This window comes from Streptosporangium brasiliense (assembly GCF_030811595.1).
In the GTDB taxonomy this organism is placed as follows: domain Bacteria; phylum Actinomycetota; class Actinomycetes; order Streptosporangiales; family Streptosporangiaceae; genus Streptosporangium; species Streptosporangium brasiliense.
This window is the reverse complement of the sequence record NZ_JAUSRB010000002.1, coordinates 6,531,177-6,544,118: the sequence shown is the minus strand read 5'-3', so window position 1 is coordinate 6,544,118 and position 12,942 is coordinate 6,531,177. Positions and strand designations below refer to the sequence as shown.

General features: G+C 71.6%; 12 protein-coding genes and 1 pseudogene. 9 read left to right on the top strand and 4 right to left on the bottom strand.

Annotated elements, in window-relative coordinates; genetic code table 11:
• Positions 1–87 precede the first annotated feature (87 nt).
• Positions 88–591: a DUF6245 family protein gene (locus J2S55_RS38460; protein WP_306871358.1), complete on the top strand. Its 504-nt coding sequence runs from the start codon at positions 88–90 to the stop codon at positions 589–591.
• A 377-nt stretch (positions 592–968) separates the two neighbouring features.
• Positions 969–1,454 (top strand): hemerythrin domain-containing protein, encoded by a 486-nt coding sequence (locus J2S55_RS38455; RefSeq protein WP_306871356.1) that lies wholly within the window; start codon positions 969–971, stop codon positions 1,452–1,454.
• 152 nt (positions 1,455–1,606) lie between these two features.
• On the opposite strand, the gene J2S55_RS38450 is transcribed toward J2S55_RS38455, so the two are convergent.
• Positions 1,607–2,365 carry a pentapeptide repeat-containing protein gene (locus J2S55_RS38450; RefSeq protein ID WP_306875740.1) on the bottom strand — a complete coding sequence of 253 codons (759 nt, stop codon included), beginning with the start codon at positions 2,363–2,365 and terminating at the stop codon, positions 1,607–1,609.
• 376 nt (positions 2,366–2,741) lie between these two features.
• Here J2S55_RS38450 and J2S55_RS38445 point away from each other — a divergent pair, with 376 nt between their 5' ends.
• From J2S55_RS38445 to J2S55_RS38425, 5 genes and pseudogenes are all read left to right on the top strand, one after another.
• Positions 2,742–3,224, top strand: coding sequence for a hypothetical protein (locus tag J2S55_RS38445; RefSeq protein WP_306871354.1), 483 nt, complete (start codon positions 2,742–2,744; stop codon positions 3,222–3,224).
• Positions 3,225–3,597: 373 nt separating this feature from the next.
• A pseudogene (locus tag J2S55_RS38440) lies at positions 3,598–3,782 on the top strand (low molecular weight phosphatase family protein); the annotation flags it as partial.
• Positions 3,779–4,081 (top strand): GNAT family N-acetyltransferase, encoded by a 303-nt coding sequence (locus tag J2S55_RS38435; protein ID WP_306871351.1) that lies wholly within the window; start codon positions 3,779–3,781, stop codon positions 4,079–4,081. The pseudogene J2S55_RS38440 and the gene J2S55_RS38435, both read left to right, overlap by 4 nt.
• The gene (locus J2S55_RS38430) at positions 4,066–4,293 is read left to right on the top strand and encodes a GNAT family N-acetyltransferase (RefSeq protein WP_306871350.1); all 228 of its coding nucleotides are present in this window, start codon (positions 4,066–4,068) and stop codon (positions 4,291–4,293) included. The genes J2S55_RS38435 and J2S55_RS38430 overlap by 16 nt, the downstream gene beginning before the upstream one ends.
• 349 nt (positions 4,294–4,642) lie before the next feature.
• Positions 4,643–5,896 (top strand): serine hydrolase domain-containing protein, encoded by a 1,254-nt coding sequence (locus tag J2S55_RS38425; protein ID WP_306871348.1) that lies wholly within the window; start codon positions 4,643–4,645, stop codon positions 5,894–5,896.
• Here J2S55_RS38425 and J2S55_RS38420 read toward each other — a convergent pair.
• The 3 genes from J2S55_RS38420 to J2S55_RS38410 form a co-directional block, all read right to left on the bottom strand.
• Positions 5,884–9,108: an AfsR/SARP family transcriptional regulator gene (locus tag J2S55_RS38420; RefSeq protein WP_306871345.1), complete on the bottom strand. Its 3,225-nt coding sequence runs from the start codon at positions 9,106–9,108 to the stop codon at positions 5,884–5,886. The two genes, J2S55_RS38425 and J2S55_RS38420, sit on opposite strands and share 13 nt — an antisense overlap.
• A 187-nt stretch (positions 9,109–9,295) precedes the next feature.
• Positions 9,296–10,075: an ABC transporter permease gene (locus J2S55_RS38415; RefSeq protein WP_306871344.1), complete on the bottom strand. Its 780-nt coding sequence runs from the start codon at positions 10,073–10,075 to the stop codon at positions 9,296–9,298.
• Complete coding sequence (locus J2S55_RS38410) at positions 10,072–10,980, bottom strand: ABC transporter ATP-binding protein (protein WP_306871342.1); 909 nt, start codon at positions 10,978–10,980, stop codon at positions 10,072–10,074. Before J2S55_RS38410 ends, J2S55_RS38415 begins: the two co-directional genes overlap by 4 nt.
• A gap of 132 nt (positions 10,981–11,112) precedes the next feature.
• On the opposite strand from J2S55_RS38410, the gene J2S55_RS38405 reads away from it, so the two are divergent.
• Positions 11,113–12,225, top strand: a complete 1,113-nt coding sequence (locus tag J2S55_RS38405) for a sensor histidine kinase (RefSeq protein WP_306875738.1) — start codon at positions 11,113–11,115, stop codon at positions 12,223–12,225.
• Complete coding sequence (locus J2S55_RS38400; RefSeq protein ID WP_306871339.1) at positions 12,222–12,893, top strand: response regulator; 672 nt, start codon at positions 12,222–12,224, stop codon at positions 12,891–12,893. The genes J2S55_RS38405 and J2S55_RS38400 overlap by 4 nt, the downstream gene beginning before the upstream one ends.
• The last annotated feature ends 49 nt before the right edge of the window (positions 12,894–12,942 follow it).

The window sequence follows — 12,942 nt, the reverse complement described above, 5'->3', positions numbered from 1 at the left end:
CTCACCGCTACCCTGCCCCTCGCCGTAGCTATAGGAGTTCTGGGCCTGAACGAGGTTCCCATCCTGACCAACAGTGACCTGCGCGCCGTGCTGAAGAAGTTCGGCATCACCGGCGGCCAGCTGGACAAGGACGCCAAGCCGCTGGTGCGGCTGCGGATGTGCCAGGCCCTGCTGGGCGCCGCCGAAGCCCAGGCGCTCCAGGCCGAAGGGGACGCGCTCGACGAGGGGATCGCCCCGGATAAGGTCCAGGCCGCCCACGCGGTCGCGTTCGCGGGGGCCGGCGCCACCGACGGGGCCGCGCCGCTGATGCTCCTGCAGGCCCGCGCCATGAGCCTGTTCGCCACTATCAACCAACTGGAGCCCGACCCGCGGGCGATCGTCTCCGACCCGGTGCTCGCGGCCGCGGCCGAAGCTGCCGCCGGCCTGGCCGGACTCCTGCACTTCCGCTACGAGGCGGCCACCGGGGGCAACGAAGCCGAGGCGGAGAAGCGGCTGGCCGAGGCGGGCCGGCTGCTGCAGCAGGCCGCCGACCAGATCGGCGGCATCTTCGAGATGGCCGCACGCCTGCGTCAGCCCGGCGGCCCCAACTGACCGCTGGGCGCGAGCCGTACCGCTCGACTCGCGCCGCCCCGCGACAGAGGTCTGCCCAGCTCAGCGGGGTAGGCTTTTACGCTTCCTGTAATGCCAGCTTTTCTGAAGGCATTTTCGCCAGCGGAATTACCGGCCGTATTGCTGGCCTTACTGCTTCTTGCCGGACGCGCAGCCCTACCTGGGAGGGCAGACAAGTACGCCGGAAAGGGCAACGGCGTACTTTGTCTGCCCCCTCCATAGGGCGACCGCGCTCATGACCCATGCTTGCCACCCCTCGGGGGCGAGCGACGCGGCCTCCTGTAGCCTGATGAAGGGGGCGAATATGAGAAGGCGATACCTTGTGCCCTTCGCCGGTTCCGCAAGAGGAGCTCGCAACCATGCTGACCCAACCGCTGCGTGACGAACATGCACACCTGCTGCCACACATTGAAGCATTGAGGACAGTGGCCGACACGCTGGATCACATGACACTCGAGGCGCTCGGCGCCGCACTCGCCGATCTCGAGCTGTTTTTGAGCGATCATCTCATTCCGCACGCCGAAGCCGAAGACCGGATGCTGTACCCCGTGATCGGCCGGGTGATGGGGACCGCGGAGGCGACCGCGACGATGTCCAGGGACCACGTCGAGATCGGCCGTCTCGCACACGAGCTCAGCACGCTGCGCAAGGCGGTGGAAAGAGAAGGGCTCAGCGACGAACGCCGGGCCGCTCTACGACGCGTCCTCTACGGCCTGTACACATTGGTCAAGGTGCATTTCGCAAAAGAAGAGGAGATCTACCTGCCGCTGCTCGAAGAGCGGCTTCCGGCGCCCGAGGCAGAGCGGCTCTTCGCCGAGTTGGCGCACGCCGAGCATCGCCACTGACCGCACCGGGGTTCGCTGGAGCTTGCCCCAGCGGTTGCCCGCGCATCCGGCCGAGCCATGCAGAAATGTCAGACACTGCCTAGCTGGCCCTCCGCTCGGTTCCGTGTGATGAGCCCCAAAGTAGCTCTGAGCGACGAAAGCAACGGTCGGTGTCATGAGGCCCGTTGTGCCGCTCGGTGGAAGCGGGTTTCGGCGATCTGCCGCCAAATGATCCATGGGACCGAATCGGCGAGGGAACCGGTGCGGAGGCGTTGGTCTGGGGTGACGCCGCTGCGTGACCGGACAGAGTCGCCGCACTGTCCGGTATATAGCCAAGGGCCACCGCCGGCCCGCCGCTCCGGCCAGGCATCTCCGGCTGGGGCACCGTCTGCTTCCTCGCGGATCAGGCGGCCAAGCCCCTCCGGCGTCACCTCCAACCACCACCCATCCGGCCACACATGAGCGGCGGCAGGATCGACCACCACAGCCCCACCCAGCCGAGGGGTCTTGGTGAAGGTCGCCCCGACGAACCGGGCGTGCTCGGTGAAGGTCGCCCCGTCGAACCTGACGTCCCCATGGAAGGTCGCCTTGTCGAAGACGGCGTCAGCGACGTGGCCGCCGGCCAGGTCGAAGTCGATGAGGGTGTCGCCGGCCAGGTCCAGTCGCATCCCTTCCCAGAAGGGCGGTGCGGCCGGGAGGGTGGAGCGCTGGTCTGCGGGGCGGTCGTCGCGCAGGCGAGCACTGAGGATGCGCTGGGCGGTCAGCCGCACCTGCAGCTCGCCCTCCCGGTCGCCGGCCTCCTGCTGCGGTGCGGGGTCGGTGGGCAGGGTGATGCCGGCGCGGGCGGCCTGGTAGCGGCGCCGGGCCGCCCGCCGCCGGCCGGGGAGTACGCAACCGCGGCGGAACCACCTCCGCCGCGACGACAGGCACATCAACTCGGGAGGAACGGCGACGCGGCAGTAACGGCATTCCTCTATTCCAGCCGCCCACGGCCCGCATCCGACCGGACGCTACATGATCGTCATCGGGCAGGTCGGGGTGCCGTTAAGAAACGTGTCACCAGCTGCCAATCATGGGGTTGAGGAACCTGCGGACAGACGAAGGTGGCGGCTTGCCACTCGTGCGCGCTGTTCGCGCTGGTGTCCTCAATCATGGGCGCTGGTGTCCTCAGTCATGGGGAGGAGTCTGGTCACCAGCAGGGGTTACTGTCTCCCTTCGGTACAACGCCGGATTCCGTTCCACCTCTTTGACCCCGTGTCCTGGGGAGAGTGCCTTGCCCGCCCCTGTCGTCGCGCGCATGATGACACGGTGGAGCTGGTGCTCGGCATCTTCGCCGCCCTCCTGGGGATCTTGTCCCTGCTGCGCGACGTGTTGGACTGGAAGCTGCCCAGGAAACGGCGCGTCACCGAGCGGGACGAGCGCGAAATGGGTCCAGTCCCCACGGCGGCGCCGACTGGGCCCGACAAGCCGCTCGGCTCCGGCGGAGTCTGGGTGGCGCTGACGGTGCAAGCGCTCCTCATCCTGTTCACCGTCGACGTGGCCCTCGGCCTGGGGTCGTTCTACGTCACCACCCCTGGCGGGAGCCCGTCGAGGGCGGGCGGGCTGTGGGCGCTTGATGCGTTGCTGCTGGTGATGTCCCTCGTCTACGGGGCCATGGGGCTCTACCTGCGCTCGAAGGACATGCTCGTCGGGCCGATCAGTGATCGTGTCTATCTGTACGTCTGGTCCGGGGGCATCGGACTGGCGGCCGCCGTCCTGCTGTTGATCTTGCGTGCCGGTGACATGTTCTGAGACGACCGTCGTCCCATTGCGCATCGGCATCCCAGCTCGTGAGGAAGCTCAGCGTAGCCGGGCTTCGTCAGACGTTCGGGTCCAGCCGAGATACGGGGAAGACCGGCCATCAGTCGATCACGCTCGTAATCTCGGAAGTGAACCGGAGTGTCTCCGCGACTCTGGGACGCGGAATCTCGGAAGCGCGGCATGGAGTCGACTTCCGAGATTGGCTCATCTCGGAAGGGGAAGCGGAGCTTGGCCGTACTGGCGATTGGCACTTCGCTCAGGTTGGGGGCTTCAAGATCAACCCATGGCCGGTTCTGGCCGTATCTCGGCTGGACCCGAGATCTGCCTCATGATCAATGAGACACGACTTGATCGATTCGTCTGCGACGTGGTCATCACCATGGGCTGCGGCGATGCCTGCCCGATCTTCCCCGGCAAACGGTATGAGGACTGGAAACTGGACGCCCCGCCGGGCAAGGGGCGCAGGCCGTACGCCCGATCCGCGACGCGATCGAGACCCGCATCCGCGCCCTGATCAGTGACCTGACCTCCGACCGGGGACCGGCATGACGAACATGACCGTGCAGACCGCAGCCATGACACCTGAGCACGCCACCCAGGTGCTGGCCATCTACCAGCTCGGCATCGACGAAGGACAGGCCACCTTCAAGACCGAAGCCCCGGACCGGGACCACTTCGACGCCGCCAAGCTCCCCGCGCACCGGTACGTCGCCATGGACGGGACCGGGCGAATTCTGGGCTGGGTGGCGGCGAGCGCGGTGTCGGACCGGTGCGCGTACGCCGGGGTGGTCGAGCACTCGGTCTACGTCCACCCCGCCGCCCGCCGCCCGCCGTGCGCCGCGGCGTAGGCGCCGCCCTGCTCGGCGCCCTGATCGCCTCCACCGAGACGGCAGGGATCTGGACCATCCAATCCGGGGTCTTCCCGGAGAACACCGCCGGCCTCGCCCTGCACACCCGTGCCGGATTCCGGGTGATCGGCACCCGCGAACGGATCGGCCGCCATCACGACCGCCGGCGCGACGTGGTGCTGATCGAACGGCGCAGCCCCGCCATCACCTGACAGCGCCCGCCGCGACCGTCCGCGGCGGGCGGCTGGATCACGGCCTTGCTGCCGGCGCGCTGCCGCTTGTTTGCCGCCGGAGCGTTTACGCAGGTCATAGTGTCACTCGCCGGCCGCTACACCGGACAGAGCCTACGCACGGTCACGCGCACGTGGACGGCCGGCCACTGCGCGGCCTTCTCGGCCTCGGGGACCGGACACTCACAAAAGCCCGAACACTCGGTCGGGCGGCTGACAGCGTGCTGGGTGCGGTCTGCGAGCGGCGGGTTGGAGGGTGAGGTCGTCCGCGTCACCTGTCACCCGGAGGAACGGGTCAATGTCCCAACATGTTTTTCTGTCGGACCGTGCGGTGCGGTCACGTCTGCTGCGCACGGTCACGGCTTCGGCGCTGACCGTGAGTCTGGCCGTGGCCGCGGCGTTCCCGGCTGCCGCCGCGGCCACGCCGTCCGCGGCCTGGAGCGGCACCGAGGCGCGGCGCGCTCAGCTGCAGCAGTTGGCGCGCAAGCTGGTGGACGCCGGGGCGCCCGGCGTGATCGTGCGGGTCGACGACGGCCGCGGCCGGCCGGTCGAGATCGCCGAGCAGGCCACCTGGACCAGACGGGATCACCTGCTCAAGGTGGGGGACGAGTTCCGGATGGGGTCCAACACCAAGACCATGATGGCCACGCTCGTACTGCAACTGGTCGCCGAGGGCAAGCTCGCCCTGACCGACCCGGTGGAGAGGTGGCTGCCCGGCAAGGTGCCCAACGGCAAGGCGATCACGTTGCGCATGCTGCTGAACCACACCAGCGGCCTGTTCGACTACACCGAGGACGCCGCGGTCCGGCCGTCGATCCTCGGCAAAGATCGGCGGCGGTGGACCCCGGCGGAGCTGCTCGCCGTGGGGGTGAAGCACGATCCGCTGTCCGCGCCGGGCACGGAATGGTCGTACAGCAACACCGGCTACGCCGCGATCGGCGCCGTTCTGGAGCGGGTCACCGGGAGGAGCCTGGCCGATCTGGTCCGGGACCGGATCGCCCGGCCGCTCGGTCTCAACCACACCTACTTCGCCACGGACTCCACCTGGCGTGGCCCCCATGCCCACGGCTACGAGCTGGATGCCGCCCACATGCCACCGAGTGTGCCGGCCGAGTTCAGGCACTTCGCCGGGGCACGTCGCAACGGCCACGTGGACGTCTCCGGCAATGCCCCCGGGTGGGGCGGGGCGGCCGGGGCGGTGGTGTCCACCACGCAGGACTGGGCCCGCTTCTCCACCGCGTTGACGTCCGGCAAGCTGCTGCCCGCCGCCCAGCTGGCACAGATGCGCACCACCGTGCCGGTGGACCCACGGCAGCCGGACGGGCCCGGCTACGGGCTGGGCATCCAGACCGGTCCCACCCCGTGCGGCACCTTCTGGGGTCACGACGGCGGCATGCCCGGCTACCTCACCACCAGTGTCACCGACCGCACCGGGAGCCGCACCGCGACCGTCCTCATCTCGACGGAGTTCTGGAGCGAGTTCGGAGGCGCCCCGAAGATCGCCAAAGCCGCCCAGGCGCTCCAGAGCGCGGTGATCTGCACGATGTTCGGCAAGCCCGTGCCAGCCGCGGCTCACGCCGGCTGACCGGCGCGGCCGGCCCCGGACGCGGTGATGATCGCCGACACCAGGTCTTCGGCCTCGGCCCGCGACATCGCCGCGCCCGCGGCGCGCGCGACCGCGAACCCGGCGGCGCCCAGGGCGGCCGTGGCCCGCTGTGTGATCATCCGCACGTCGGCGTCGCCGAGGTCGTCCCAGCCCCGCAGCACGGTGGCGCCCCCGAGCAGCCGTCCCGCGCGCTCCGGCCGGTCGTGGCACAGCTCGATCGCGGCGGCCACGACCGCGATCGAGGCCGCGACCGGCGTATGCCAGGTCAGCGTCAGGTGCACCGCCGGGTGGTCGAGCCGGCGTACCGCCTCGTCCGGGGAGCCCTCCGCGATGTCCACCTGGGCGAGGACGCCCAGCAGCAACGCGGTCAGGTGCGGGGTCGACCGGCCGGGTGGCGCCTCGGCCAAGCCGGCCCGGGCGTGTTCGCGGGCCGGCCCCGGACGTCCGGCCCGCCGTTCCAGCCGGGCCAGACCCAGGCGCACCTGAGCTCGCGACTCCGCCGACCCGGTCCGCTCGACCTGGTCGAGCAGGTCCGTCAGCTGCCGCCGCCCGCCGTCCACGTCGCCGGCCTGAGCCTGGTGCAGCGCGGCCGCCACCTCGTTCTCCATCGTGTGCTCGGGCATGCCGAGTTCCCGGAAGTAGCGGGTGGCCCGCTCGGCCAGCGCGGGCGCACCGGCCGGTTCGCCGGCCCGCTGCAGCGCCGAGTTCAGGGTGCTCAGCGTGATCGCCAGGCCCCACCGCTCGCCGAGTTCCTCGAAGCCGGTCAGCGCGCGTGCCAGCACCTCCGTCGCCTCGGCGGCGTGCCCGGTGTTCATGGCCAGCACGCCTTGGGCCAGCAGGGCCAACGACCGGCTCCACGGATCCGCCCGCCCGTCCGGGGAACCGGGCACGTCCGGTGCGGCTCGATCGCGTCCCGAGCTTACGGCGAGCGCCAACCGGGCCATCTCCACAATGGGATGGGTGCCGGGGGCGAGACGCTCCAGCGCCTTCCTGATCCGGTCGAAGGCCGCTTCCGCCTCGTCGGGTCGGCTGATGGCCTCAGTGGTGGCGAGTGCGTGCGCCACGGCCACCAGCGCGCGTGCCCGCGGCTCGGTCGAGCCGCGGGCCTGGAGTACCCGGCCGAGCAGGTCCAGCGATTCCGGCGGGTGGTCCCGCAGGAACCAGAACCAGCACAGCGCGGCGCCGAGCCTGACCGCCAGGTCGGCGTCGCCCGACTCGACCGCCCAGCGGATCGCGGCCGACAGGTTGTCCCGTTCCGCCGACAGGCGGACCAGCCAGCGCAGCTGGTCGGACGTGCGCAGGTGCGAGTCCGCGGTCTCGGCCAGCCGGAGGAAGAACCCGGCGTGCCGCCCGCGTACGGCGTCGACCTCGTCACGCAGGGCCAGTTGCTCGAGGCCGTATTCCCGGATGGTCTCCAGCACCCGGTAGCGCGGCTCGACCGGGTCGGCAGGCTCCACCGGGTGCAGCAGGGACTTGTCGGCCAACGCCGTCAGCAGCTCCCGGGCGTCGCCCGACCGGCCGATCGCCTCCGCCGCGTCCTCGGCGAAGGTGCCGGGCACGACCGACAGCCGTTCCAGCAGCGCTCGCTCGTCGGCGTCGAGCAGGTCCCAGCTCCAGGCCACCGCGGCGCTCAAGGTCCGGTGCCGCGGCAGTGCGGTGCGGCTGCCCCCGGTGAGCAGCCGGAAGCGGTCGTCCAGCCGTGCCGCGACCGCCTCGACCGGCAGGGCGCGCAACCGTGCCGCGGCCAGCTCGATCGCCAGCGGCAGGCCGTCCAGGCGGCGACAGATCTCCACCGCCGCCGTCAGCGCGCCGCCTTCCAGGGTGAAGCCCGGCCGCACCGCGGCGGCCCGGTCGTGGAACAGCCGGACCGCCGCGCAGGCGCGGGCCCGCTCGGCCGTCGAGCCCGGTCCGGGCAGCTCCAGCGGGAGCACCGGGTGCAAGGTCTCACCGTCGATCCGCAGGGGTTCCCGGCTGGTGGCCAGCACCCGCAGCCCCGGGCACCGGCCGAGCAGGGCCCCGGCGAGCGTCGCGGCGGCCTCGATCACGTGCTCGCAGTTGTCCAGCACCAGCACCAGGTCGTCGTCGGCGAGTGTCTCGACCAGGTGGTCCAGGACCGTCTCCGGGGTGACAGGCCGCGGCGGCACGCCCTGCTCGCGCCCCCGCAGCAGGTCGAGCACCACGCGGGGCACCTCGTCCGCGCCGACCGGGGCCAGCGGGACGGACCAGACCCCGCCGGAGGGCGTGAGCTGCCGGCCGACGGTGTTGGCCAGCCGGGTTTTGCCCGCTCCTCCGGGGCCGACCAGGGTGACCAGCCGTACTCGGCCGAGCAGTTCGGCCACGCGGCGGACGTCGTCGTCGCGGCCCACGAAGCTGGTGAGCGGGACCTCTAGATTGCCGTGCGATCGGCGGGAGCGGGGGAGTTCGCCGCGCAACACCGCCAGGTGGGCCTCCTGGAGCTGCGGTCCGGGATCGCTGCCGAAACTGTCCGCCAGCAGGCCGCGGACCCGCTGGTAGGCGGCCAGCGCCTCGGCGCCGCGGCCGTTCAGCGCCAGGGCTCGGATCAGCTGGGCGTGCAGCCGTTCACGCAGGGGGTGCGCGGCGGTCAGCGACTCCAGCTCGGCGACCAGGTCGAGGTCGGCGCCCAGCGCGAGCTCGGCTTCGACCCGGTCCTCCAGGGTGGCCAACCGGGCCCGCTCGAGCCGTTCGGCCTCGGCGGCGGCGAACGGTGCCTCACGCACGTCCGCCAGGGCGGGGCCGCGCCACAGGCTCAGGGCCTCGCGCAAGGTGGCGGCGGCCTCGGCGGGCCGGGACTGCGCGTGCGCGCGCCGGCCGGCGCGGGCCAGCCGCTCGAACCGGACGGCGTCGACCGCGTCCGGTCCGACGGCCAGCCGGTAGCCGGCCGGGCCCGAGGTGAGCAGCCCGGGGTCGCCCAGGACGCGCCGTAACCGGGAGACCAGCGATTGCAGCGCGTGCAGGTGGTCGGCCGGTGCCACCTCGCCCCACAGCGCCTCGACCAGGGTCGCCGGCCGGACGGCACGCCCGGCGTCCAGCACCAGCCGGGCCAGCAACGCCCGCAGCCGCGCGCCCCCGACCCGCGTCGGGCCGGCAGCGGTGTCCATCGCCAGGGGACCGAGAATGCCGACGCGCAGGCCGCCGAGAGCGGGACAGCGCCCCTCGATCGCATCTGCCATGGCCCGCAGTCTGTCAGAGAACGACGACGGCACCGTCCCGGCCCGAGGCACCGTCCCGGCCCGAGGCAGCGACGCGGTCAGCCGGCGGCGACGGACTCGCCGCTCGCCTCGCCCGAGCCGATCGTTGCTGATCAGGCGCATCCGCCCGATACGGCCCGCGGTCGAGGCGCAGGTGGTCCGGCTCTGATCAGTCGTCCCGCCGCTCCGCCAGCAGCAGCACCGGGACCAGCACGAGGGCGGCGTAGGCGGCCAGGAGCAGGGCGGCCACGGGCATTCCCGGCTGCGGATCCGGCTGGAGCGTCGTCAGCGATCTGGCGAGCCCGATGAAGGTGTAGTGGACAGCCTGCTCCTGCAGCGAGCTGGGGAGCACCGCGGGCAGGGCGCTCATCACCACGAACGTCACCGCCATGAACACCGTGACCGCCGCCCCCGTCCCGCGCACTGCCGCACCGACCGCGAACCCGAACACCGCGATGAAGACCGTGTAGGCGACGCTGCCGAGCAGGGCCTTCCACGCGCCGCCATCGCCCAGCCCGATCCCGAGCCCGTCCGGGTAGAGGGCCTGGGTCAGGAAGAACGTCCCGAACGTGAGCGCCGACGCCACCGCCGCGACCGCCGCGGCCAGCACCGCCAGCTTCGCCGTCAAGAGCCGCCGCCGCTGCGGAACGGCCAGCAGCGAGCTGCGGATCTGCCCCGTCGAGTACTCCGACGTGACCGTCAGCACTCCCAGCACCCCGAACGCGAACTGCGCCAGCAGTACGGCGCTCAGCGGCTCAAGCGGGTCGAACCCGCCCTCCACCAGCCAAGCCTTGGGCAGCGCCGCCGCTTCGACCGGATCGACCGACAACGCCGTCAGCGCTCCGAACACCGGCACGAGCAGCGTCGCCACCCCCAGGCACCACCACGTCGACCGCACCGACCCGAGCTTGATCCACTCCGACCGCACGATGTACCGAATGTCTGTCATGACCGCCTCTCCAGAGCGTGGTATTCGACCGCTTCACCGGTGAGGTCCAGGTAGGCCTCTTCGAGGGAGGAGCGGTGTTCGGCGAGGTGGATGATCGGGATGCCGGCTCCGAGGAGGAGTTCTCCGGCGTGGGTCGCGTCGACGCCCTTGATGAGCAGGTCGCCGCCGTCGACGGTGACGTCTCCGCCGGCTCGGGCGAGCAGCCCGACCGCCGTGCCCGTCTTCGCCTCGGGGACCCGGAGCTCGATGGACGCCGTCGCCACCAGATCGCCGATGGGGGCGTCTGCCAGGAGCCTGCCGCGGCCGATGACGATCAGGTGGTCGGCGGTGTTCTGCATCTCGGCCATCAGGTGGGACGAGACGAAGACCGTCCGGCCCTCGGCGGCCAGGTCCCGCATCAGGGTGCGGACCCACTGGACGCCCTCCGCGTCCAGGCCGTTGACCGGTTCGTCGAACAGCAGGACGCCGGGGTCGCCGAGCAGGGCCGCGGCGATGCCGAGCCGCTGGCGCATGCCCAGGCTGAACCCGCGGATCCGGCGGCCCGCCACTGCGGCCAGCCCGGCCAGCTCCAGGCAGGCGTCCACCCGGCGCTCCCCGATGCCGTTGGCCGCCGCGATCACCCGCAGATGATTCCGGGCCGTCCGCCCGGAATGCACCCCTGAGGCGTCCAGCAGCGCCCCGACCCGGGTGAGCGGCCGGTCGAGATCGCGCAGCGGCCGCCCGTCGATCAGGACGCGGCCCTTGTGCGCCCGGTCGAGCCCGAGGACGAGCCGCATAGTGGTGGATTTGCCCGCGCCGTTCGGCCCGAGGAACCCGGTGACGCGTCCCGGACGGACCGTGAAAGTGAGCCCGTCGACGGCCGCGGCCCTGCCGTAGCGCTTGACCAGACCAGTGACTTCGATCATCTTGTGCCTCCCGGACTCCACGGTCGCCGATCGGGCGGGCAGGCCGCTTCCGCCCACGGTGCCGATCACGCTTCGGACCGTGGGGGGAGGCGGCGGGACGGACTGGATCGATACGGTCGGGTCGTGAACGCGATGCGCCCGTGGCACTGGACCGCCCTGGACGCCGTCGCCATCCTGCTGCTGGCCGGGCTCGCCGCGGACGGTGACGGCGAGCCCGACCTGTTCCTGCCCCTGCTCCTGGTCACGGCCCCGGTCCTGCTCCGCCGCAAGTACCCGGTGCCCGTCCTGATCTGGACGAACGCCATCACCTACCTGCTCGTCCTCAAGCTGGACGCCACCATGCAGCCCGCCGCCTGGATGTTGGCCTCCTACTCGGCCGCCGTCCGGTCGAGACGCGCGGCCGTCCTCACCTGCACCGGCACCTGGCTGCTGGCCCAGGGGATCGTCCTCCGCCAGGACGGCATGACCCCGCTCCAGCTCGTCGTGGTCCCGCTGATCGCCGCGCTGCCGCCGTGCGTGCTGGCCGACGCCGTCCGCCAGGGCCGCGGGTGGATGACCGCCTTCGCCGACCAGCAGCGCCGCCGCGCCGACGCCGAAGCCGAGGCCCGGATCGCCGCGGAACGCCTGACGATCGCCCGCGAACTGCACGACGTCGTCGCCCACGGGGTGACTCTGATGACCGTCCAGGCCGGCGTCGCGCGCCTCCGCTCCGCCCCCGACGACCCGCTCCACGAGGTCGTCGAGACGATCGAGCAGACCGGCCGCTCCTCCCTCGCGGAGATGCGCCGCCTGATGAACCTCCTCCGCAGCGACGACGCCGACGGCCTCGCCCCCCAGCCCGGCCTGGCCGACCTGGGCGACCTGGTCGCCGCGGCGTCCGCGGCGGGCCTGCGCACCGAACTGGTGATCTACGGCACCCCGCGTCCGCCGGCCGCCGGCGCCGACCTGGCCGCCTACCGGATCGTCCAGGAGGCCCTGACCAACGCCGTGAAGCACGCCACCACCAGATCGGCGACCATCGAGGTCACCCACGGGGCCGACGGCGTCCGCCTGCGGGTGTCCAACCCCGGCCCGGTCGCCGCGCGCGGCGCGGGCCAGGGCATCCCCGGCATGGCGGAACGGGCCCGCCTCTACGGCGGCACGGTGAGTGCCGAGCCCACGTCCCCGGACGGCTGGCAGGTAGAGGCCTGGCTCCCCTACGGTTCCGAAGAGACCACCCTCACACTGGACGAGGCCCGTCAATGATCCGAGTCATGCTCGCCGATGACCAGGCCCTCCTCCGGGTCTCGCTCTCGGCCCTCCTGAACACCGAACCGGGCATGCGGGTCGTGGGCACCGCGGAGAACGGTGTCGAGGCGACGGAGCTGGCCGTAGCCCTCCGCCCCGACGTGGTGTTGATGGATGTGCGCATGCCGGGAATGAACGGCATAGACGCCACCCGGAAGATCACCGAAGACCCGTCGATCCGCGTCGTCATCCTGACCTCGTTCGACCTGGACGAATACGTCTTCGCCGGCCTCCGCGCGGGCGCCAGCGGCTTCCTCCTGAAGGACTCACCCCCGGAGGACCTCCTGACGGCGATCCGCGTGGTCGCGGCCGGCGAGGCCCTGCTGACCCCGGCGGCGACCCGTCGCCTGATCGAACGCTTCACCGCCACACCTCCGTCCCTCGCCGACCGCCTCCCCGAATCCACCCCGTCCCGCAAGGTCCTCGCCACCCTCACCGACCGGGAACGAGACGTCCTGACCCGGGTGGCCCGAGGCATGTCCAACGCCGAGATAGCCGCCGACCTGGTCCTGGCCACCAGCACGGTCAAAACCCACCTGACCAACCTGCTCGCCAAAACAGCGGCCCGCGACCGAGCCCAACTGGTCATCTTCGCCTACGGATCCGGCCTGACCACCGCACCCTAGAGCCGTGCGGGTGCGGGTGAAGGCGCGGCGAGCCCGGGCTTCCATACCC

What these genes read in the sequence shown, in the direction of transcription:
- J2S55_RS38455 (WP_306871356.1), top strand. Translation starts at nt 969, where the DNA reads ATGCTGACCCAACCGCTGCGTGACGAACATGCACACCTGCTGCCACAC.
- J2S55_RS38450 (WP_306875740.1), bottom strand. Translation starts at nt 2,365, where the DNA reads ATGTGCCTGTCGTCGCGGCGGAGGTGGTTCCGCCGCGGTTGCGTACTC.
- J2S55_RS38435 (WP_306871351.1), top strand. Translation starts at nt 3,779, where the DNA reads ATGACGAACATGACCGTGCAGACCGCAGCCATGACACCTGAGCACGCC.
- J2S55_RS38420 (WP_306871345.1), bottom strand. Translation starts at nt 9,108, where the DNA reads ATGGCAGATGCGATCGAGGGGCGCTGTCCCGCTCTCGGCGGCCTGCGC.
- J2S55_RS38415 (WP_306871344.1), bottom strand. Translation starts at nt 10,075, where the DNA reads ATGACAGACATTCGGTACATCGTGCGGTCGGAGTGGATCAAGCTCGGG.
- J2S55_RS38410 (WP_306871342.1), bottom strand. Translation starts at nt 10,980, where the DNA reads ATGATCGAAGTCACTGGTCTGGTCAAGCGCTACGGCAGGGCCGCGGCC.
- J2S55_RS38405 (WP_306875738.1), top strand. Translation starts at nt 11,113, where the DNA reads ATGCGCCCGTGGCACTGGACCGCCCTGGACGCCGTCGCCATCCTGCTG.
- J2S55_RS38400 (WP_306871339.1), top strand. Translation starts at nt 12,222, where the DNA reads ATGATCCGAGTCATGCTCGCCGATGACCAGGCCCTCCTCCGGGTCTCG.